This is a genomic window from Acinetobacter sp. GSS19, assembly GCF_028621895.1.
In the GTDB taxonomy this organism is placed as follows: domain Bacteria; phylum Pseudomonadota; class Gammaproteobacteria; order Pseudomonadales; family Moraxellaceae; genus Acinetobacter.
Window position 1 is genome coordinate 944,072 of record NZ_CP117520.1, and the last position, 19,939, is coordinate 964,010.

The following is a 19,939-nucleotide window of genomic DNA, read 5'->3' on the forward strand; positions in this document are numbered from 1 at the left end:
CGGCAAGTGTAAGACAAAGTAGGACACATGTCATGAAGGATTTTAAGGCTGAAACATATATCGTGGATGATAATCTAGCAGATACGTTAACCTGGCTTTGCCATCATCAAGACAGTTTTGACTCCTTTCATTTTGATGTGCTGACTCAGGAACTTTCCGTCACTCATGCGGCGGGGACGGATGTGATCCGTCAGGGGAATTTTCTCAATGCCCGTTATGGGATTTTGATTACGGCTTCTTAAATAAAAATAGTCCTAAATAAAAAAGCCCGTTTATCACGGGCTTTTTTAAGGACAGGCCGATTATGCAGACATCGCATCTGTTGAAAGTGCAGCTACCGTCGGTTTAGCTTTTTCAGCGGTTAAACCCAGTTTGTTGAACAATTCACGGTCTTTGCCTTCACCCGCATTTGGTGTGGTCAATAATTTTTCACCCGAGAAGAGTGAGTTAGCACCGGCCATAAAAGCAAGCGCTTGATCAGAATCACTTAAAGATTCACGGCCTGCAGACAAACGGATATAGCTCTTCGGCATGATAATACGTGCCACGGCAATGGTACGGATCCATTCAATCACATCAAGTTTTTCGACATCTTGCATTGGCGTGCCTTCGATCGGAACCAGCATGTTGATTGGCACAGATTCCGGATGAATTGGCAGGGTCGCAAGCTCCAGCAGTAAACCAATACGGTCATCGCTGCTTTCACCCAGACCGACAATACCACCACTACAAACTTTTAGACCAGCTTGACGCACATGATCCAAAGTGTTCAAACGATCATCAAAGGTACGGGTACTGATAATATTTGAATAGTATTCGCGAGAGGTGTCCAGGTTATGGTTGTAGTAATCCAAACCCGCTTCTTTCAAGCGTTCAGCTTGTGACTGGTTCAGCATACCCAATGTCATGCAGGTTTCCATACCTAATGCCTTGACTTCGCGCACCATTTCCAAGACATAAGGCATATCGCGCTCATGCGGGTTACGCCATGCAGCCCCCATACAGAAGCGTGAAGAACCTGATTCTTTGGCTTCTTTGGCCTCTTCAATGACTTTTTCGACAGCAATACGTTTTTCAGCTTCTAATTTAGAATCGTAATGAGCCGATTGTGAGCAGTACTTGCAATCTTCAGGACATTTACCGGTCTTGATAGAAAGCAGTGTGCTGACCTGAATGGTATTCGCAGCAAAATGTTCGCGGTGGACACGTTGTGCTTCAAATACAAGATCTAAAAAAGGTTTTTCGTAGAGTGCTTGGATTTCTTCTCGTGTCCAATCATTTCTGAGCTGCATGATGAGTCCATTATTCCTTAAAAACTCCCCTGATATTAACCTTTTTCAGCAAAAACAGTAGGGCAAAATATTTCATAATTGTCGGTAAATGATAATTTATTCCGATGAGAGCCAAACCCTGTATAGAAATTAGGAATTGCTCAGTTAATCACAAAATTTTCTTACTGATACACTTAAACGTCTTTTTTTACTTTTCTTATGTGACTAAAAAAGAGAAAAATTTGTTAATAAAATGACAATTCTCCAATTTAACTGGTCATTTGGTTAAAGCTGAGGCATTGGGTTCATGATTTTTTCAAGATTGCAATTTCTTGTCCTGTTGCTGTTGTAAGGCCCAGTCAATATGCACATTCACAAGGTCATCATGCAGAGCTTTGCCTGAATCCAACTGTTGCATGATTTCTTCCGAGTACGGTGCATTGCCTAAACCAATAGCAATATTGCGTTTAAAACTCTGATAACCAGTACGTCGTAATGGGCTACCCTCAGTTTTAGCCAGAAAGGTGGCCTCATCCCATTGCCATAAGTCCAGCAGACTACTGTGATCTAGCTGGTGGCGTGGTTCAAAATCCGCGACGGTCGTGGTCTGTGCAAAACTGTTCCATGGGCAGATCAGCTGGCAGTCATCACAGCCAAAAACACGGTTACCAATACCGGCGCGTAATGCTTCGGGAATAACGCCCTGATATTCAATGGTCAGATAGGCAATACATTTTCGTGCATCCAACATATACGGCTCAACAATCGCCTGAGTGGGGCAAATGTCAATACAAGCAGTGCAGGAGCCACAGTGTGCCGTGGCGGGTTCATCAAAAGGTAATTCCAACGAGGTAAACAATTCACCCAAGACAAAAAAAGAACCGGATTTTTTATGGATCAGCAAGGTGTGTTTACCCGTCCAGCCCATACCTGCACTTTCGGCCAGTGATTTTTCAAAGATAGGTGCTGAATCGGCAAATGGACGTGATTCAAAATCACCGACTTTTTCCCGGATTTTGCTGGCCAATGTCTTTAAACGGCCACGCATGGTTTTATGATAATCCCGCCCCCGCGCATAACGCGCAATAATCCCGGCATTCGGTTCATCGGGCACATGCCGCGGTTGTGGACGTTCCACCAGATAATTCATGCGCACACAAATAATGCTTTTGGTGTTGGGAACCAGTAAGGTTGGGTCTGCACGTTTCTCCAGATTTTCCGAGAGAAAATGCATATCGGCTTGAAATCCCTGTTCTAAATATTTTTTTAGATGCGGGATTTGCGCTTGAGCATCCGGTTTGGCAATGACACAATCAGCAAAACCCAGTTCCAGCGCCTGAGCCTTAATCCAAGCTTTGAGGCTTTTAGGATCAATCTGTTCAATAGGAATATTTCGGGTTGCTTTAGATGCAGTCATAGACCAGTCGATGGAGAATAAAAAAATGCGTCAGCCAGTTTATCATAGCCGTGATGTGCAAGCATGGGAACGCCGCTGGTTTGCACAGCAAAACTCCTCATTTGGCCTGATGCAGCAGGTAGCTTGGCAGATTGCTCAGCGTTTAGAGCAGCATTTTCAGCATCATTCCAACCCAATCCAGCGCATCGCCGTGTGGTGTGGCCAGGGCAATAATGCCGGCGATGGGTATCTGGTCGGCTGTTATTTACAGCAACAAGGCTATCATGTGGAAATATTTGCTGCGCCGTTGGGGGAATCTGTTGATCTGCAACAGGCGCATGCTCAGGCCAGTGCTTTGGGACTGACCATTCATCCCCATTTTCAACCTGAACAGCCGTTTGATTGTCATATTGATGCGTTGTTTGGGATTGGCTTAAATCGAGAGTTGGATACAGGTTGGCAAACTGCCATTCAGCAATTCAATGTTCAATCGGGGATGAAAGTCGCGATTGATATTCCAAGTGGTTTGCAGGCCAATACAGGTATGCCTCTACCGTGTGCCGTCAAGGTCCAGCATACCTATACGGTGCTGGGCTTAAAAGCTGGATTGTTTACCGGACAAGGCAAAGAATATTCAGGACAGGTGAGTTGTATTTCCCTGATCCCAGCAGATCGTGAGTTACAGCCTTTAGCATATTTATCGCCACAGCAGATTCGATTGCCACGCCGTGAAGCCCATGGGCATAAAGGGAGTTATGGACATGTGCTGGTGGTAGGGGGGCATGCCAATATGGGCGGTGCCGTGATTATGGCGGCAGAAGCCGCATTTGCTGCAGGTGCAGGGAAAGTGACCATTGCCTGCGACGCAAAACATCATGCAGCCATTTTAGCCCGTGCCCCCAATATCATGCTGAAAGATCTAGATGCCTTATCGGATGTCGATCTGGATGAAGTATTAGTACATATTGATGCCGTCTGTTTTGGGATGGGGCTTGGGCGTGATGCTTGGGCCGAGGCACAATTCCAGCGCTGGTTTCCACGTTTGCTCAACAATGAGCAGCTAGAGGTGGTGCTGGATGCGGATGCCTTGTGGTTTTTAGCCATTCACCCCGAGGCTCAGCTCGCAGCACATATCTACGCCACTCCGCATTCAGGCGAAGCAGCACGGTTATTGAATAGCAGCGTGCAGCAGGTGGAGTCCGACCGGGCGCAAGCCATTCAGCAGCTGCAACAGCGTTATGCTGGGCAATGGCTGCTTAAAGGTGCCGGTAGCCTGATCTTGGAAAATGGCCAACTATGGATTTGTACTGCAGGCAATCCGGGGATGGGAACTGGTGGCATGGGAGATGTGCTGGCTGGGATGATTGCCAGTTTAAAGGCACAATTACACCAGCAGATTGCCTTACATGAAATTGTCACGCTGCATGCCCAAGCTGGAGATTGCTTGGCTGAACAGGGTATGCGAGGCCTGCAAGCCCATGAAATGAGGCAGGCGATTCAACAATTGGTGAATCGTTAATTGTGCGATTAGGTTTTAGCGCCGTCTGCTGCTGTTACGGCTACGGCCGCGTGCCATGCCGCCGAGCGCATTGAGTACCGCCAGTTTGGTCATACTGCCTGAAGCATGTGCATGACAGATTGCTGCAGCGAGGGCATCTGCCGCATCGGCTTGTGGTCGAATACTCAGATTTAGCAGTTTCATCACCATCATTTGTACCTGGTCTTTATCTGCCGCGCCGTAGCCCACAACCGACTGTTTAATCTGGCGTGCGGTATATTCCGCCACATCCAGATCCAGGTTGACCAGTGCTGCAATCGCAGCACCACGAGCCTGACCCAGTTTTAAGGCGGAATCCGGGTTTTGCGCCATAAACACTTGTTCTACGGCGGCTTCGGTTGGGCCATGGAATTTTACAATGCGTTCAATGCCGGCAAAGATGCGTTTTAAACGTTCCGGCATGTCGGTGCTTTCGGTGCGAATGGTTCCGGCATCGACAAAACGTAACTGCTGACCCTGTTTTTCAATGATGCCATAACCTGTTAAACGTGAACCGGGGTCGATACCAATAATAAGTGACATGCCAAGACTTTAAAAATACAATAACGCCCATATTGTTACATAACGGTATGAAAAAAGCTTGATGCTGAATTTGGCTGCCTTGATACTGAACTGAACCTTCTTCTTGAGATTAGACTTAGTTTTTACATGAATTTACTTCTTATCGTTGTACTTGGTGCGATTGCTGAAATTGCAGTTTGGATTGGCGTAGCGCAGTTCATCAGTGGCTGGTATGTCTTTTTCTGGTTTATTATCGCGTTTTTTATTGGCTTGAACCTGATTCGTTCGAGTACCGCGAATATCATGCCGCAATTACAACAAATGCAAATGACGGGTCAGTTGGGCAATGATCCTGCGGTGAGCAAAAAACTGGCCACTGCAATGGCTGGTTTTCTGTTGTTATTACCGGGTCTGATTACGGATGTTCTAGCCGTTTTAGTCATGATTCCAGGTGTACAAACGGTGTTTCGTAATGCCTTGATGAAAACTATGGCCAAACGTCAGCAAGCCATGATGGATAAAATGATGGGCGGTATGATGGGGGGAATGGGTGCGTCCGGTCAGGGTGGTAATCCGTTTGAAGAAATGATGCGTCAAATGCAGCAAATGCAAGGCCAGCAACGTGGTACAGATTCGAGCGTGATCGATGGTGAAGCACGTGAAATTACACCCGAAGCAAAAAAAATTGAAATGAAAGATGTGAAGTAGTTCATTCACACTAGACCATAAAAAAACCGAATCTAAGATTCGGTTTTTTTATTTTCTGTATTTTGTGCTTATGCTTTGGCAGGCAAATCAAACCAGATCATCAAGGCATTGTCACTGGCGATAATTTCGCTAGGATCAGCAAAGGCCAAGGCATCACCCGCATTGACCGTATATTCACCGATTTGAACCGAGCCTTCAATCAGATGGACATAATTCAAACCTTTGCTGGTTTGAATCGGAAGTTTCTGATCTTTCAAAAGATAAGCCGATTGAATCACCGTATCCTGACGGATAAATAACGGAGCCTCTTGTGTCGGCGCTACAATAGTGTGCCATTGGTTCGGTAAATCTTTAGGATTCAGCGCAATTTGCTGATAGGTTGGTTCAGCATCGCGGACATTCGGCAATAACCAGATCTGCAACAAATGGACGGGTTCATCTGTTTCATTGATTTCGCTGTGACGCACACCCGTTCCTGCACTCATCAACTGCCATTCACCGGCACGGATATGGCCTTGGTTGCCCATGCTGTCTTTGTGGGTAATCTGCCCGGACAATACACAGGTTAAAATTTCCATGTTGTCATGTGGATGCGTGCCAAAACCGTTATGTGCTGCAATGGTGTCATCATTAATCACGCGTAGTGCGCTCACGCCCATAAAGCGTGGATCATACCAGCTGGCAAAGGAAAAACTATGATAAGTTTCGAGCCAGCCTTCTTTGACATGGCCACGGTCGGAACTTTTATGCAAATAGGCGTTCATCAGAAATCCCCTCGGCTGGTGGGTCTAAACCCGTTATTGATGTGTCTAACCTTATTATGACGAAGGACAAAATCAGTGCCTATAGGTATTCATGCAATGTTTTGTTCTGTTTTTAGAATGATGCTATGTCTGTGTGCTGATACGAACAAATCTGAAAATGCTATGTAGCTCAAGTGTATTGTATAAAAACCAGACCGTTCTTGAGATTTATACACAGTCTGTGCAGAGAAGCCCGTTATAATAGCTTAACTCCAAGTTCCGTTCCGATTAGCAGGATTTACCATGCCGCATATTTTCCCCGCAGACGCCAACATTACTTGTCCTTTTTGCCAGCAGGCAGTGATTGATTGGCAGCAGGAACAGTATGTGCAGCCGTGTGAACATACTTTATACATCGCGATGGATTTGGGCTTTGAGTTTATCAGTGATCGGTTTGAAGCAGCCTTGACACAGAGCGTGGATGATATCCATGAAGATCCTGAAATGAATATTCCTGCAACATTAGCCAGTGCAAATTATGTGGTCGAACAGCAGATTCAAGCTGAGCTGGGTATCGAGGGCATGTACCGTTATCTCGGATTTAGCCAGCATTAAGTTTTTGCCTGTTTTGAAGAATTAAATCCTGATGTCTCTGTTATTAACCATTTCGATATTGCACTTTGTCGCACAGTTGAGCCCGGGTCCGGATGTGCTATTGATCGCCAAAAGTGCGGCATCTAACACTCGTGCTAATACGCTGAAAATCATCTCGGGGATTTCTGTCGGGATTGTGGTTTGGGTCGTGCTGACCTTATTGGGCTTTACGGTACTGATCGAGCAATGGCCTTGGATCCAGCAGCTCCTGATGCTGTTCGGCGGCTTTTTCCTGGCAAAAATGGGTTGGGGGATGTGGCAGGCCGGACGTGCGACATTGCAACACAACACGGTTTGGCAAGAAGGGAAAGTGCAAGCAGCACAAAATTACTTTGTGTTGGGTTTGTTGACCAATCTATCCAATCCCAAGACACTGATTTACTTTAGCAGTGTGTTTTCTCTGGCACTGAGTTCATCTGCATCGGAAAGTATCAAACAGCAGCTTGCTGTGCTTATACCACTGCAGACGTTTCTGACCTTTGTGCTGTTTATGTGGATTATGTCTTTACCTCGGATTAAGACACTTTATCAGCGTTCAGGAGGCTATATTGATCTGATCTCGGGCGCATTATTTATGATGTTTGCCCTGTGGCTATGGCTAGATGTGCTGAAAGCCTTGTTTTAATCCTGAGTTTTTTCGATGCCTTGTTGTTTAGTTTGGTCACTTGGTACTGGATGACCATTTGTTTCGTGATGTGTCGGGATCGACTTTTCACTGTAGCTATGTGGTGGCAGGCTGGTCTGCTGATTTTCCGAATGGGCATAACGACGACTACGGTTTGCACGCTCACGAAAACCGCCTTTATTAATTAACTGTGTCATGTTTTGACCTCATTGATACTTCTTTGTCAGTTTAGCAAATCTTGCTTTGGATGCGTTTGAAAATTGTGTGGAGGCTGCTGTAACTCCTGAGTTGGGAACAGTAACGGGACTTTATTTGGTGACAGATAATGCTTTGATTCTGATGTCATCAGCTCGACATAAAATGGTTTTATATTGCGACGCGCGGATTACAAACTTTCACAGAAGCACCATGGATAATCAAGTCAGTCATTTCTATAGTATAAGTAGTGTAAAAATAATAATAAATCGACGGACAAAGTAGGAGGCTCCCTATGTTGTACCATCAATATCGTTGTGCTTGCTGCAATAGAGTTCTGGCTGCGACGGATAAGGAATGTCCAGAATGTGGCTCCCATACCATTCGTAGCCCTTATGGTTTCTGGATCTTTTGTATGGCTGCCTGTTTAGCGGTAGCTGTGGTATTTCAGGTCGTGCGGGTTTATTTTCAGGGTCATCAAGATACTCCACCCACACAACAGACTATCCTGCAGATCTTGAATCAGGAACGTTCTAATCAGTAGCCTAATAAAACCCTGCGCGGTGCTAATCGGCAGGATTTTTTAGTTCCGCTAGCCATTCACTGTATAAAGTTACAGGGGGGCTTGATTGATGCGTGATAAAGACTCATTCACTTCGAAAATCTTACCGCGTATGTTTTGTATGCCAAAACTTTGTAAACGCGCTGTATGCATCTCCAAGTAATTTTTTGCATGTTCCTGAGTCTCAAATAAATAGATGCCACCCGCTTCACTGGTTTCACTGTTTTCTGTCCAGATTTTCCAGAGCAGACCAGGTTCCTGATTAATGCTTTCTGCGAGGGGGCGATAGGCTTCGGCCATCTCTTGCTGGAAAGGTCCATGACTGGGAAAATCAACTTGTAATAAAACGGCCATCTTTATGCTGCTTTTGAAAGAACGATTATTTGTGAATACTCAATCTGTGTGTTTTTATCAATAAAAAAACCCGCAATTGCGGGTTTTTTCTACAAAGAAACTTACAGACCAGCAGAGGCTTTAAGCGCTTCCACTTTATCGGTTTTTTCCCAGGTAAAGGCGGTATCTGAACCTTCACGACCAAAATGGCCATAAGCTGCTGTTTTACGGTACATCGGCTGAATCAGGTTCAGCATACGGGTAATGCCGTAAGGACGTAAATCGAAGTGTTCGCGAACCAGTGCAATAATCAGTTCTTCATCCACTTTTGCGGTATTAAACGTATTGATTGAAATTGAGGTTGGCTCAGCAACACCAATCGCGTAAGACACCTGAATTTCACATTTATCTGCCAAGCCAGCAGCGACAATATTTTTAGCCACATAACGGCCTGCATAGGCAGCAGAACGGTCCACTTTAGAAGGGTCTTTACCCGAGAATGCGCCACCGCCGTGACGTGCCATACCGCCGTAGGTATCTACAATGATTTTACGGCCTGTGAGACCGCAGTCACCCACTGGACCACCAATCACAAACATCCCGGTCGGGTTGATGTGGAATTTGGTATCCGCATGGAACATGTTGGCAGGAATCACCGGCTTGATGATTTCTTCAATCACGGCTTCTTTAAGCTGAGCCTGAGAAATTTCAGGGTCATGCTGCGTTGAAAGTACCACCGCGTCTAGACGTACAGGCATGCCATTTTCATAAGCAAATGTCACCTGACTTTTCGCATCTGGACGTAACCACGGCAATGCACCATTGCGACGAAGTTCAGCCTGTTTTTCCATTAAGCGATGCGCATAGGAAATAGGCGCTGGCATTAAGACATCCGTTTCACGGCTGGCATAACCAAACATCAAACCTTGGTCACCGGCACCTTGATCTTCCGGCTTTTGGCGATCCACACCTTGTGCAATTTCAGGTGACTGTTTGCCAATCATGTTGATCACGGCACAGGTAGAACCATCAAAACCAAGATCAGAATGGTGATAGCCGATACCATTCACGGTTTGGCGTACAATCGCTTCAAAGTCAACGTTGGCAGTTGTAGTAATTTCACCCGCAAGGACAACTGCACCCGTTTTAACTAGGGTTTCACAAGCAACCCGTGCATAAGGGTCTTCTTTTAAGATTGCATCCAAAATAGCATCACTGATCTGGTCAGCCATTTTATCTGGATGGCCTTCGCTTACAGATTCCGAAGTAAAAACAGCGTACTCGCGCATGAAAGTCCTATCACAGTTATTTCAAAAGACGCAATATGTTACATCGAGTTAGACTTTAGGACTAGCTTATCCTGACTAAATTAGATGAATTAATTTCAAATTGAATGCATTTTAAATGCTATGGCGATCTGAGAAGGCTGGATCGAGTTGATAATTTCAGAACAAAGAGAGGGTATTAAAGGCACTCCATAGAATGAGGATTGTGTAATTTATAGCCTTAAAGGCTAAATTCCAGTCTTTTAATGGCTGTATTCATTTCTTCATTTTTCCCAATAAATTAAGCTGAACAATATTCAGTTTGATTGAGCCATCAATAAAAAATCTTATTTTAAAGTCCATTACAGAGCTGAAGTCAAGTGCAGATTTTCTTTTACCCTGTGTTAGATTTTCGACGTCTGATTTTATAGAAACTGAAAAAAACCGTACTATTGAGCAGTCTAGGCTTTACCCTTTAAGCATTTTTTAAGACAATAGACGCAATTTTTGAATTCTTCGATTCATATTCTCTTTAAACGTTGATTTGGAATCTGACCTATGACGACCCCTTTGAACGAACGTCGTATTGCAAATGCAATTCGTGTACTGGCTATGGATGCTGTGCAAAAAGCCAACTCAGGACATCCAGGTGCACCGATGGGGATGGCAGATATCGCTGATGTGGTTTGGCGTGAATTCCTGAATCATAACCCAAGCAACCCGCAATGGGCGAACCGTGACCGTTTTGTGTTGTCGAATGGCCATGGCTCAATGCTGCACTATGCACTTTTGCATTTGACCGGTTATGAGCTTTCGATTGAAGACTTAAAACAGTTCCGTCAACTCCACTCAAAAACACCAGGACATCCTGAATACGGTTATGCGCCAGGTGTGGAAACGACGACAGGTCCTTTAGGTCAAGGGATTGCCAATGCAGTGGGGTTCGCTTTAGCTGAAAAAACACTGGCAGCACAATTCAACAAAGATGACTTGAGTATCGTCGATCATTACACCTACTGTTTCCTAGGTGATGGCTGCTTGATGGAAGGGATTTCACATGAAGTCTGTTCATTGGCGGGTACTTTACAGCTGGGCAAACTGATTGCTTATTATGATGACAACGGGATTTCGATTGATGGTGAAGTCGAAGGCTGGTTCTCTGACGATACCCAAAAACGTTTTGAATCGTATGGCTGGCAGGTCATTCGTGTCGACGGTCACGATGCTGAAGCCATCCGTCAGGCGACTGTTGCAGCGAAAGCAGAAACGAAGAAACCAACGATTATTATCTGTAAAACCATTATCGGTTTAGGCTCTCCGAACAAACAAGGTAAAGAAGACTGTCACGGTGCACCACTGGGTAATGACGAAATCAGCTTGACTCGCGAAGCATTGGGTTGGAAGGATGAGCCATTTGTGATTCCTGCTGACGTGTATGCAGCATGGGATGCGAAAGCCAAAGGCGCAGAAACTGAAGCAGCCTGGAATGAACGCTTTGCGCAATATCAAGCGAAATATCCAACTGAAGCAGCCGAATTGCAACGTCGTCTTTCAGGTGAATTGCCAGCCGATTTTGTCGCAAAGGCCGATGCCTACATCGCTGAAGTCAATGCAAAAGCTGAAACAATTGCGACCCGTAAAGCTAGCCAAAATGCGATTCAGGCTTTTGCACCGGAACTTCCTGAAATTCTAGGTGGTTCTGCTGACTTAGCCGGTTCTAACCTGACCCTTTGGAAAGGTGCGCAAGGTGTACAAGATAACCCTGCAGGCAACTACGTACACTATGGTGTGCGTGAGTTTGGTATGACCGCGATTGCGAATGGTGTTGCATTGCATGGTGGTTTCATTCCTTACGTAGCCACCTTCCTGATGTTTATGGAATATGCGCGTAATGCGGTACGTATGTCGGCATTGATGAAACAGCGCGTGATTCACGTGTATACCCATGACTCTATTGGTCTAGGTGAAGATGGCCCGACGCATCAGCCAATTGAACAGATTGCCTCACTGCGTGGTACACCGAATTTGAACACTTGGCGTCCAGCAGATACGGTTGAAGCAGCAATTTCTTGGAAATCCGCTTTGACGCGTTCAGAAGGCCCAACGGCTCTTATCTTCTCTCGTCAGAACTTGCCATTCCAGACGCGTACTCCAGCACAAATTGAGAATGCGGCGAAAGGCGGTTATGTCTTGGCTGAAGAAAAAGGCGAATTGAAGGCAATCATTATTGCGACAGGTTCAGAAGTTGCCTTGGCGATGGAAGCTTATGCACAGCTTGACGGTGTGCGTGTTGTATCTATGCCGTGTGCTGAAGAATTTATGAAGCAAGATGCCGCATATCGTGAAGCAGTATTACCAGCTGCGATTCGTGCACGTGTTGCAGTTGAAGCAGCGCATGTGGACTACTGGTGGAAGTTTGTAGGTCTGGACGGCAAAGTTATCGGCATGACGACCTATGGTGAGTCTGCGCCAGCCAAAGATCTGTACCAGTACTTTGGTATCACGACTGAAGCTGTGGTTGCGGCAGTGAAAGAATTAACAGCGTAATCGACTGTGAGTGTGAAGACGCCCTTCGGGGCGTTTTTTTATGCAAAGGATTTTTGGTTTTTAAATAGTGTAACCAAATCCATACACAGTACTACAGCGACCTAGAATAAGAGGATTTAAATTGGGACAATAAATGCTGAGTTAATCACATGCAGCAAAAAATGATGTTCTATATTTAAAACGATCTGTTTTATCTATGACAATGAAATTCAAACCATAATCTCTAAAATAAGCACTATTGATAAATTCTTCGATGAGATAACACAATGACTTCTTTAAAAGCTTTAGGTCTAGGCCTAGCAGTCGCAACTGCAACAACATTCACCTTCGCAAAGCCAGTAGCATATCAGATTGATCCGACTCACACGGCCACAGTGTTCTCTTGGAGCCATTTCGGTTTCTCTACACCATCTGCAAACTTCTCTGATATTCAGGGTACGATCAATGTGGATAATGCTAAACCATCTAATTCTTCAGTGAATGTAACCATTCCATTGTCAAGTCTGAATACCAACGTAAAAGCGTTGGATGAGCATTTGAAAACTGCGGATTTTTTTGATGCGGCAAAATATCCAAACATCACTTTCAAAAGTACTAAGGTGCAGCCTGTAGGTAAAAACAAATATAAAATTACGGGTGACTTGACTATTAAAAATGTGACCAAGCCAGTAGTTTTGAATGCTGTATTGAATAAACAAGGCGAACACCCAATGACCAAAGCACAGGCCATCGGTTTCAATGCAACAACTTCATTTGACCGTTCTGCATTTGGCGTAGGTGCTTATGTGCCAAACGTAGGTGATAAAATCACGGTAAACATCACTACCGAAGCTTCTGTACCGGCACAAAAATAAGCGGTTCTAGTGGCTCAAAAAAGCACCCAATCGGGTGCTTTTTTATTGGTGAGTAAATTATGCCGACGTACTGATCTGCTCCAGAAAACCTTGAATAATGTGTTTGGCCTGTATTTCTAATGTTGCAGCATAACGCTGGTTATCTGCACGCAAGGCTGGAATAGAAATCTGTGCCTGGCGTAATTCACAATGATGGCCGATCAGCCATTTTTCCAAGTATTCTTCCGCAACTTCTAAATGAAACTGTAAGGCTAGAATGGTGTGACCGACCTGAAAGGCTTGATGGGAATAAAGTTCTGTTCCTGCCAGTAAAGTTGCCTGCGCGGGAAGGTCAAAAGTATCGCCATGCCAGTGTAAGACAGGGGTATTTTGTAAAGCCTGGAGCGGGTTGTCAGCTACCGGCAACAGGTTAAGATTGCTCCAGCCAATTTCTTTCTGTGTTCCGGCATATACCCGTGCACCTAAGGCATGTGCAATCAGTTGGGCACCCAGACAGATCCCGAGTGTTGGCAGATTTTGTGCCAGCCGTTTTTTTAATAACTCAATTTCCGCGCTGAGAAACGGGTAATCAGTATGATCATAAACCCCGATCGGGCCACCGAGAATAATGGTTAAACCCTTAAATTCGAGAGCCTGACGTAGATCATCTACCCCCGCTTCAAAATAACGTACCCGGTAGCCGAGTTGGTAAAACAGGTCTTCAAGGGAGCCTAAATCTTCAAAAGCCAGATGCTGAATGGCATAAATTGTTTTTTGAAAGCTAGATGGTGTCATGGGATCAGCACAATAAAAAACTTGCTTTCACCTTAAGCAAAAGTTCGAAAAAAACCAACCTGATTTTAATCAACGGGAAATATCTTAAATAAAATATTAAAAAATATATTATAAAATTGTATAATAAATAAAATTTCAACCTGCTCAGGTAAGAAGATCATGTCCTATCAAGAATTGACCCATCATATTTCCAAGAATTTGAAACACATGCATAAAGAATCACCGGATTTGATGCAGAGCTTTCATTCATTGAGTCAAAATGCATTGAAAGCGGGGGTATTAGATCCCAAAACCAAAGAATTTATTGCACTGGCGATTGGGGTGGCGAACCGTTGTGATGGCTGCATCGGTTTTCATACCAAAGCGCTGGTGAAACTGGGTACCAGTTTTGAAGAATTAACGGAAGTGTTGGGCGTCGCTGTTCTGATGGGTGGTGGACCTTCATTGATGTTTGCAGCAAATGCTGTCGAGGCATTTCACGAATTTACAGCATTACAACAACCAACTGAATAAGAATGCTCGATTGAGCAAAGTCAAAAACCGGATGGAAGTTTCCATCCGGTTTTTTGTGGCGTTCTCACTGAAGCAATCAGAAGAAACCGGCAGGTTTGGTTGAATAGCTGACCAACAGGTTTTTGGTTTGTTGGTAATGATCCAGCATCATTTTATGGTTTTCACGACCGATACCTGATTTTTTGTAACCACCAAAGGCAGCATGCGCTGGATAAATGTGATAACAGTTGGTCCAGACGCGACCGGCTTCAATTGCACGCCCTGCACGGTAGGAGGTATGCGCTGAACGTGACCAGACACCGGCGCCGAGACCATAAATCGTATCGTTGGCAATTTTGATGGCTTCATTAAAATCTTTGAACGTCGTGACGGAAAGAACGGGTCCAAAAATTTCTTCCTGGAAGATTTTCATGCTGTTGTTGCCTTTGAAAATCGTCGGTTCGATATAGAAACCGCTACCCACTTCCTGACGTGCGCCACCACCAGTCAGCACTTGTGCACCTTCATTGCGTCCTGTGGCGATACAGCCAAGAATTTTATCTTGCTGTTCCTGAGAGGCTTGTGCACCAATCATGGTTTCTGTATCGAGTGGATGGCCAGTTTTGATGCGTTTTACCCGTTCAATGGCTTTTTCCAGGAATTGATCCGCAATGCTTTCCTGAATCAGTGCACGTGAAGGGCAGGTACAGACTTCACCCTGGTTCAGTGCGAACATGGCAAAACCTTCGAGGGCTTTGTCCAGATAGTCATCGTCTTGTGCCATGACATCTTCAAAGAAAATGTTTGGAGATTTACCACCGAGTTCCAGCGTGACCGGAATGATATTTTCTGTAGCATATTGCATGATCAGCTGACCGACCTGAGTGGAACCGGTGAAAGCAATCTTGGCAATGCGCGGGTTGGTTGCCAGTGGACGGCCAACCTCAACCCCGTAACCATTGACGATGTTCAGAACACCTGGCGGTAACAAATCCTGGATCAACTCAACCAATACCAGAATACTGACAGGCGTTTGTTCTGCCGGTTTGAGCACAATACAGTTTCCTGCAGCCAAAGCCGGTGCCAGTTTCCATGCAGCCATCAAAATCGGGAAATTCCATGGAATAATCTGGCCGACAACACCCAAAGGCTCATGGAAATGATAGGCAATGGTGTCTTCATCCAGCTCAGAAATACCGCCTTCCTGTGCACGTACACAGCCAGCGAAATAACGGAAATGATCAATCGCCAGTGGAATATCGGCAGCCAGTGTTTCACGGACAGGTTTACCATTGTCCCAAGTTTCTGCAACAGCCAACAGTTCCAGATTCGCTTCGAGACGATCGGCAATTTTTAACAGCATGTTTGAGCGGGTGGTGGCCGATGCCTTGTTCCAGCTGATTTTTGCTTTGTGGGCAGCGTCCAGTGCCAATTCGATGTCTTCAGCTGAAGAGCGCGGAACTTTGGTAAACACTTTACCATCGACAGGGGAAATGTTGTCGAAGTATTCTCCTTTCACAGGAGCGACCCATTCACCCCCAATAAAATTTTCATATTGAGCTTTAAACTGAACTTTTGAGCCAGGCTGGTTCGGATCGATATAACGCATAGCAATATTCCTTTATTTATAATTTATAGCTGGAGTCAACCTACAGCTTTGGTATAAGGTACTTTCGTACATTATTGGATTAGCATAATTAAAAGAAGGTAGGAGAAAGGTAGGAATCAGGGGTTTAAAACAAGGAATGTGTAAATGTTTACGAAAAATGAATTACAACAGCAGCGTGAACGCATTGAAAACCTGCGGCAGCAACTCAGCGTATCACCCAGCCATGCCCAACAGTTAGGCCAGAGTATTGCAAGCTCATGGCAACGTTCAGTCACGGCTGAAATTCCTCAAGACCGAGTGGCAGCCCCTTTGCTGGAAAGTCGAACGCAACATACCCCCACTGCGCTCGAAATCGCGATTAGCCATTGTGCGCAAGATTTAAGGCATATTGCCGAGCAGTCCTCGATGGTCGTGGCGATCGGTGATGTTGGCAGCACCATCATTTGGAGTGCACCGAGTATGCAGATGCGCAGCGCTGCGGAGCGGGTACATTTTGTAGAAGGTGGACAGTGGCGAGAGGAACTGGTGGGAACCAATGCGTTGGCCTTATCGTTAAAAACCCAGCAATCGAGTTGTGTGTTTTCCAACGAGCATTTTATGCGCTCTGTACATGACTGGGTCTGTTATGCGGCTCCCATTCTGGATCCTTATTCCAAGCAGGTTTTGGGGGTCATTGACTTATCCACGACCTGGAATCAGCATAACAGTCTGGGTCTGCTGGCGGCTGAACGTTGTGCTTCAATCGTGCAAACGGCCTTGCTTGAGTATCAGAAACAGCAGCTCTATATTCGTGCATTTGCAGTGCCGCAGGTATTGTTTAATGGTAAAACACTGGTGTTGACGCCACGTCAGATCGAAATTCTGACCATCTTGGCACTCTGCCCGCAAGGCATGAGTTTAGACCATTTGCATCAGGCACTGTATGGCGAGCGCAAGGTCAGTATCGGGACATTGAAAGCTGAAATGTCACAACTACGTGAAGTATTGGGAGGCATGTTGGGTTCGCGTCCATACCGCCTCTTGGTAAATGTTGAAGCCGATTTTTTACAGGCTGAACGCGCGCTGGATGCAGGTTATATTGAGTCTGCATTAAAATTGTGTACCGGTGTGTTTCTGGCAAAAACGGAAAGTCCCTTCCTGTGTGCTTGGCGTGCTTGCTTGGAATCCCGACTGAGTGATGCGATCTATAAGGCTCAGGAAACCGATGTACTGCTTAAGCATGTGGCCCATTTTCCTGAAGCCATCGATGCGGTCGAGCGTTTGATTGAGCTGCTGCCTCTAGAACATCCGGCTCATCAATGGCTAAATAAATACCAGCAGGATATTTAAGCGTGGCTTACAGTTTTTTGTTGCTCAGCCAGCTAAATAATTGCTGGTACACCCAATCTCGAACAGTAGGGCCGGAAAGCACCAAATCATGCATGCCATTGTGAATTGTCATTACAGTGACATCACCTTGTAATTTATTTGCCATGCGTTCAATATCTTTAACATCGAGAATCAGGTCGCTTTTTTGTGCCTGAATGCCCCATTTTTTCGGAAAATAGCTTTGATGGGCATGCATCACCAGCGTTGGAACAGGTAGGTGTAGGCCATGCCGTAATTCCTTCTGCGCCTCATGGATAGCATGAATAAAACCCAAGCTGATACTCGAATATCTTTTCGGTTTCCACAAGATATTAAAATCCCATTCACCATGAAAATCCCGATGCAGGCTTGGCACATACCAGATGTTTAAACCACTCGGCACCCGTACATTCGGTAAGTGTGCACCGAGTTTACTCAGTAATGGAAGGCCAACTTTTTTCTTGAGCAGATTGACACTGAAATCATAAAACGGACTATTAAGCCAGAGTGCCTTGATCAACGGATGGAACGGATGGTGTGCAGCATAAAGGGTACAGATTAAGCCACCTGTCGAGTGGCCCGCCAAGATCACCTGATCATGGCCTTCTTCTCCGATAATCTGCAGGGACTTGCTAATTTCGGGATCATATTCCCGCAGGTCATGGACGGTAAACAGGGTCTGGTGCGCCCGTTTGGAACGGCCATATTTGCGTAAATCCAAGGCGTAAAAGTCATAACCTTGCTGGTTAAAACGTTCGGCCATTTCGGTCTGAAAAAAATAATCCATGAAACCATGGATATACAGTACGGCTTTAGTGCTGGCGATCGTGCCTTTCTTACGGATGAGGGTTGCGACAACAGGACCGTCGTAGTCATCTGGAAAATGCAGGGTTAGCTGCTGGTAGCCATCACCCAGAATGTCAGTATGGTAGCGTGGAGTATGCGGTGTTTCGGTCATGTCTGAGAGTCGTGTCCTGTCGATACCGCTTCATCCTTCAATAAACTCCTCTTATTGTCAATTGTTGCTTGTATCTGAGCCCAATAAAAAAGAGGGAAGATCACCAGAATGATCTTCCCCAAAAAAGTAAGTCACAAGTAATAGGAGGAGAGTAGACTTACACCGCCGCTTTTAAAATATTGACCACTTGGCCATGAGGTTTGAGGGCTGCCTTGAAGATATTGACCACTTGGCTGTGATTCGCTTTACGTGGATTAGTCAGCATGCAGGCATCCTTTTGGGCATTTTCCGCCATAATGCTCAGATCTTCCTCTTTCACGCCCAATTCAGCGAGACCTGATGGAATACCAATTGAGCTAGACAATTCACGGATGGCATTAATTGCAGCATGCGCAGCTTGCGTCACTGTCATCTCCTGAGTATTGACGCCCATCAATTCAGCAATTTTGGCATAACGATCCGGGCAGGCAATCAGGTTGAATTCACAGACATGCGGTAATAGGATGGCATTACACACGCCGTGTGGCAGGTTATAGAAACCGCCCAACTGGTGTGCCATCGCATGGACATAACCCAGAGAAGCATTGTTGAACGCCATACCGGCAAGGTACTGTGCATAACTCATGGCATCACGTGCTTCAAGATTTTCACCGTTTGCGACGGCTGGACGTAACCACTCACTGATCATGCTGATGGCTTTTTCGGCACAGGCATCGGTAATTGGATTGGCAGCTGTCGAAACATAAGCTTCAACCGCGTGCGTGAGGGCATCCATACCAGTCGCCGCCGTTAAACCGGCTGGTTTTGCGATCATCAGTTTTGGATCGTCAATCGCGATCAGCGGGGTACAGCGCCAGTCGACAATTGCCATTTTGACATGCGTGTCGGTGTTGGTAATGATACAGAAACGGGTCATTTCTGAAGCGGTACCCGCGGTGGTATTCACGGCAATCAGTGGTGTCATTGGGACTGAGCTTTTATTGATACCTTCGTAGTCGCGAATATGACCACCGCCAGCAGTCACCAAACCAATGCCTTTGGCGCAGTCATGCGATGAACCACCACCTAGAGATACGATGAAATCACAGCCATTCTCATTGTAGGCGTTGACGCCGTTATGGACGTTAGTGTCTGTCGGGTTGGGTTCAGCTCCCGGGAAAATGTGACTGTCGACACCGACAGCAGATAGATATTCTGCAATGGTATGTGCAACACCAAATTTATACAGGCCTTCATCTGTGACGATGAGTGCTTTTTTTGCACCTAAATCGCGTGCTTTGTTACCAATTTCTTTGGCACATCCTGGGCCAAAGAGTGATACACATGGAATATAAAAACCATTGGTTTGATCTGCGATATTTTTAAAAGCCATGAATCTTTCCTTCTTCCTTCGTTGTTATTTGACAGGTGACCCTCACCTTGAAACCTAGTATTGAGTCTGGCAGATGATTTGCCTACCTACCAAAGACCTACCATTCACAAATGATTTGAAGAAGGGAAATAAAATCAAAATAAAACAGATGGTTGTTTGAATAATAAAAATGAGT

At 45.4% G+C, this 19,939-nt stretch carries 21 protein-coding genes; 10 read left to right on the forward strand and 11 right to left on the reverse strand.

Features of this window, described 5'->3' with window-relative positions:
• Positions 1-32: 32 nt before the first annotated feature.
• Complete coding sequence (locus PGW99_RS04540) at positions 33-242, forward strand: hypothetical protein (RefSeq protein ID WP_273778966.1); 210 nt, start codon at positions 33-35, stop codon at positions 240-242.
• 60 nt (positions 243-302) lie between these two features.
• On the opposite strand, the gene bioB is transcribed toward PGW99_RS04540, so the two are convergent.
• On the reverse strand, positions 303-1,292 hold the full coding sequence (bioB, locus tag PGW99_RS04545) for a biotin synthase BioB (protein WP_273778967.1): 990 nt from the start codon (positions 1,290-1,292) through the stop codon (positions 303-305).
• A gap of 295 nt (positions 1,293-1,587) precedes the next feature.
• On the reverse strand, positions 1,588-2,688 hold the full coding sequence (queG, locus tag PGW99_RS04550; RefSeq protein ID WP_273778968.1) for a tRNA epoxyqueuosine(34) reductase QueG: 1,101 nt from the start codon (positions 2,686-2,688) through the stop codon (positions 1,588-1,590).
• A gap of 25 nt (positions 2,689-2,713) precedes the next feature.
• Here queG and PGW99_RS04555 point away from each other — a divergent pair, with 25 nt between their 5' ends.
• Positions 2,714-4,186, forward strand: coding sequence for an NAD(P)H-hydrate dehydratase (locus PGW99_RS04555; RefSeq protein WP_273778969.1), 1,473 nt, complete (start codon positions 2,714-2,716; stop codon positions 4,184-4,186).
• Positions 4,187-4,201: 15 nt separating this feature from the next.
• Here the strand turns inward: PGW99_RS04555 and ruvC are convergent, their stop codons facing one another.
• On the reverse strand, positions 4,202-4,747 hold the full coding sequence (gene ruvC / locus PGW99_RS04560; RefSeq protein WP_273778971.1) for a crossover junction endodeoxyribonuclease RuvC: 546 nt from the start codon (positions 4,745-4,747) through the stop codon (positions 4,202-4,204).
• Positions 4,748-4,873: 126 nt separating this feature from the next.
• On the opposite strand from ruvC, the gene PGW99_RS04565 reads away from it, so the two are divergent.
• Complete coding sequence (locus PGW99_RS04565; RefSeq protein ID WP_273778972.1) at positions 4,874-5,434, forward strand: FxsA family protein; 561 nt, start codon at positions 4,874-4,876, stop codon at positions 5,432-5,434.
• Between the two features lie 68 nt (positions 5,435-5,502).
• On the opposite strand, the gene PGW99_RS04570 is transcribed toward PGW99_RS04565, so the two are convergent.
• The gene (locus tag PGW99_RS04570) at positions 5,503-6,198 is read right to left on the reverse strand and encodes a pirin family protein (protein WP_273778973.1); all 696 of its coding nucleotides are present in this window, start codon (positions 6,196-6,198) and stop codon (positions 5,503-5,505) included.
• Between the two features lie 282 nt (positions 6,199-6,480).
• On the opposite strand from PGW99_RS04570, the gene PGW99_RS04575 reads away from it, so the two are divergent.
• Together PGW99_RS04575 and PGW99_RS04580 are read left to right on the forward strand one after the other, a co-directional pair.
• Complete coding sequence (locus PGW99_RS04575; RefSeq protein WP_273778974.1) at positions 6,481-6,792, forward strand: hypothetical protein; 312 nt, start codon at positions 6,481-6,483, stop codon at positions 6,790-6,792.
• A 31-nt stretch (positions 6,793-6,823) separates the two neighbouring features.
• Positions 6,824-7,456 (forward strand): LysE family transporter, encoded by a 633-nt coding sequence (locus PGW99_RS04580; protein ID WP_273778975.1) that lies wholly within the window; start codon positions 6,824-6,826, stop codon positions 7,454-7,456.
• On the opposite strand, the gene PGW99_RS04585 is transcribed toward PGW99_RS04580, so the two are convergent.
• Complete coding sequence (locus PGW99_RS04585; protein WP_273778977.1) at positions 7,453-7,653, reverse strand: hypothetical protein; 201 nt, start codon at positions 7,651-7,653, stop codon at positions 7,453-7,455. The genes PGW99_RS04580 and PGW99_RS04585 overlap by 4 nt on opposite strands.
• 296 nt (positions 7,654-7,949) lie before the next feature.
• On the opposite strand from PGW99_RS04585, the gene PGW99_RS04590 reads away from it, so the two are divergent.
• Positions 7,950-8,195, forward strand: a complete 246-nt coding sequence (locus PGW99_RS04590) for a hypothetical protein (RefSeq protein WP_442784369.1) — start codon at positions 7,950-7,952, stop codon at positions 8,193-8,195.
• Positions 8,196-8,264: 69 nt separating this feature from the next.
• Here the strand turns inward: PGW99_RS04590 and PGW99_RS04595 are convergent, their stop codons facing one another.
• Positions 8,265-8,567 (reverse strand): monooxygenase, encoded by a 303-nt coding sequence (locus PGW99_RS04595; RefSeq protein ID WP_273778979.1) that lies wholly within the window; start codon positions 8,565-8,567, stop codon positions 8,265-8,267.
• 101 nt (positions 8,568-8,668) lie between these two features.
• Positions 8,669-9,835 carry a methionine adenosyltransferase gene (metK, locus tag PGW99_RS04600; protein ID WP_273778980.1) on the reverse strand — a complete coding sequence of 389 codons (1,167 nt, stop codon included), beginning with the start codon at positions 9,833-9,835 and terminating at the stop codon, positions 8,669-8,671.
• A 534-nt stretch (positions 9,836-10,369) separates the two neighbouring features.
• Here metK and tkt point away from each other — a divergent pair.
• Complete coding sequence (gene tkt, locus PGW99_RS04605) at positions 10,370-12,358, forward strand: transketolase (RefSeq protein ID WP_273778982.1); 1,989 nt, start codon at positions 10,370-10,372, stop codon at positions 12,356-12,358.
• 266 nt (positions 12,359-12,624) lie between these two features.
• Positions 12,625-13,212, forward strand: coding sequence for a YceI family protein (locus PGW99_RS04610; protein WP_273778983.1), 588 nt, complete (start codon positions 12,625-12,627; stop codon positions 13,210-13,212).
• Positions 13,213-13,269: 57 nt separating this feature from the next.
• Here the strand turns inward: PGW99_RS04610 and PGW99_RS04615 are convergent, their stop codons facing one another.
• On the reverse strand, positions 13,270-13,986 hold the full coding sequence (locus tag PGW99_RS04615; RefSeq protein WP_273778984.1) for a glutamine amidotransferase: 717 nt from the start codon (positions 13,984-13,986) through the stop codon (positions 13,270-13,272).
• 159 nt (positions 13,987-14,145) lie between these two features.
• Between PGW99_RS04615 and PGW99_RS04620 the strand changes: the two genes are divergently transcribed.
• Positions 14,146-14,499 (forward strand): carboxymuconolactone decarboxylase family protein, encoded by a 354-nt coding sequence (locus tag PGW99_RS04620; RefSeq protein WP_273778985.1) that lies wholly within the window; start codon positions 14,146-14,148, stop codon positions 14,497-14,499.
• Between the two features lie 76 nt (positions 14,500-14,575).
• Here the strand turns inward: PGW99_RS04620 and exaC are convergent, their stop codons facing one another.
• Entirely contained in the window at positions 14,576-16,087 is a 1,512-nt protein-coding gene (gene exaC, locus PGW99_RS04625) for an acetaldehyde dehydrogenase ExaC (protein ID WP_273778986.1), read from the reverse strand.
• 144 nt (positions 16,088-16,231) lie between these two features.
• Between exaC and PGW99_RS04630 the strand changes: the two genes are divergently transcribed.
• Positions 16,232-17,416, forward strand: coding sequence for a helix-turn-helix domain-containing protein (locus PGW99_RS04630; RefSeq protein ID WP_273778987.1), 1,185 nt, complete (start codon positions 16,232-16,234; stop codon positions 17,414-17,416).
• Between the two features lie 7 nt (positions 17,417-17,423).
• On the opposite strand, the gene PGW99_RS04635 is transcribed toward PGW99_RS04630, so the two are convergent.
• Positions 17,424-18,392 (reverse strand): alpha/beta hydrolase, encoded by a 969-nt coding sequence (locus tag PGW99_RS04635; RefSeq protein WP_273778988.1) that lies wholly within the window; start codon positions 18,390-18,392, stop codon positions 17,424-17,426.
• A 157-nt stretch (positions 18,393-18,549) separates the two neighbouring features.
• The gene (mdh, locus tag PGW99_RS04640) at positions 18,550-19,764 is read right to left on the reverse strand and encodes an iron-dependent methanol dehydrogenase (protein WP_273778989.1); all 1,215 of its coding nucleotides are present in this window, start codon (positions 19,762-19,764) and stop codon (positions 18,550-18,552) included.
• Between the last annotated feature and the right edge of the window lie 175 nt (positions 19,765-19,939).

Coding starts and splice junctions, on each gene's coding strand:
- PGW99_RS04540 (WP_273778966.1), top strand. CDS start 33: ATGAAGGATTTTAAGGCTGAAACATATATCGTGGATGATAATCTAGCA.
- bioB (WP_273778967.1), bottom strand. CDS start 1,292: ATGCAGCTCAGAAATGATTGGACACGAGAAGAAATCCAAGCACTCTAC.
- queG (WP_273778968.1), bottom strand. CDS start 2,688: ATGACTGCATCTAAAGCAACCCGAAATATTCCTATTGAACAGATTGAT.
- PGW99_RS04555 (WP_273778969.1), top strand. CDS start 2,714: ATGCGTCAGCCAGTTTATCATAGCCGTGATGTGCAAGCATGGGAACGC.
- ruvC (WP_273778971.1), bottom strand. CDS start 4,747: ATGTCACTTATTATTGGTATCGACCCCGGTTCACGTTTAACAGGTTAT.
- PGW99_RS04565 (WP_273778972.1), top strand. CDS start 4,874: ATGAATTTACTTCTTATCGTTGTACTTGGTGCGATTGCTGAAATTGCA.
- PGW99_RS04570 (WP_273778973.1), bottom strand. CDS start 6,198: ATGAACGCCTATTTGCATAAAAGTTCCGACCGTGGCCATGTCAAAGAA.
- PGW99_RS04575 (WP_273778974.1), top strand. CDS start 6,481: ATGCCGCATATTTTCCCCGCAGACGCCAACATTACTTGTCCTTTTTGC.
- PGW99_RS04580 (WP_273778975.1), top strand. CDS start 6,824: ATGTCTCTGTTATTAACCATTTCGATATTGCACTTTGTCGCACAGTTG.
- PGW99_RS04585 (WP_273778977.1), bottom strand. CDS start 7,653: ATGACACAGTTAATTAATAAAGGCGGTTTTCGTGAGCGTGCAAACCGT.
- PGW99_RS04595 (WP_273778979.1), bottom strand. CDS start 8,567: ATGGCCGTTTTATTACAAGTTGATTTTCCCAGTCATGGACCTTTCCAG.
- metK (WP_273778980.1), bottom strand. CDS start 9,835: ATGCGCGAGTACGCTGTTTTTACTTCGGAATCTGTAAGCGAAGGCCAT.
- tkt (WP_273778982.1), top strand. CDS start 10,370: ATGACGACCCCTTTGAACGAACGTCGTATTGCAAATGCAATTCGTGTA.
- PGW99_RS04610 (WP_273778983.1), top strand. CDS start 12,625: ATGACTTCTTTAAAAGCTTTAGGTCTAGGCCTAGCAGTCGCAACTGCA.
- PGW99_RS04615 (WP_273778984.1), bottom strand. CDS start 13,986: ATGACACCATCTAGCTTTCAAAAAACAATTTATGCCATTCAGCATCTG.
- PGW99_RS04620 (WP_273778985.1), top strand. CDS start 14,146: ATGTCCTATCAAGAATTGACCCATCATATTTCCAAGAATTTGAAACAC.
- exaC (WP_273778986.1), bottom strand. CDS start 16,087: ATGCGTTATATCGATCCGAACCAGCCTGGCTCAAAAGTTCAGTTTAAA.
- PGW99_RS04630 (WP_273778987.1), top strand. CDS start 16,232: ATGTTTACGAAAAATGAATTACAACAGCAGCGTGAACGCATTGAAAAC.
- PGW99_RS04635 (WP_273778988.1), bottom strand. CDS start 18,392: ATGACCGAAACACCGCATACTCCACGCTACCATACTGACATTCTGGGT.
- mdh (WP_273778989.1), bottom strand. CDS start 19,764: ATGGCTTTTAAAAATATCGCAGATCAAACCAATGGTTTTTATATTCCA.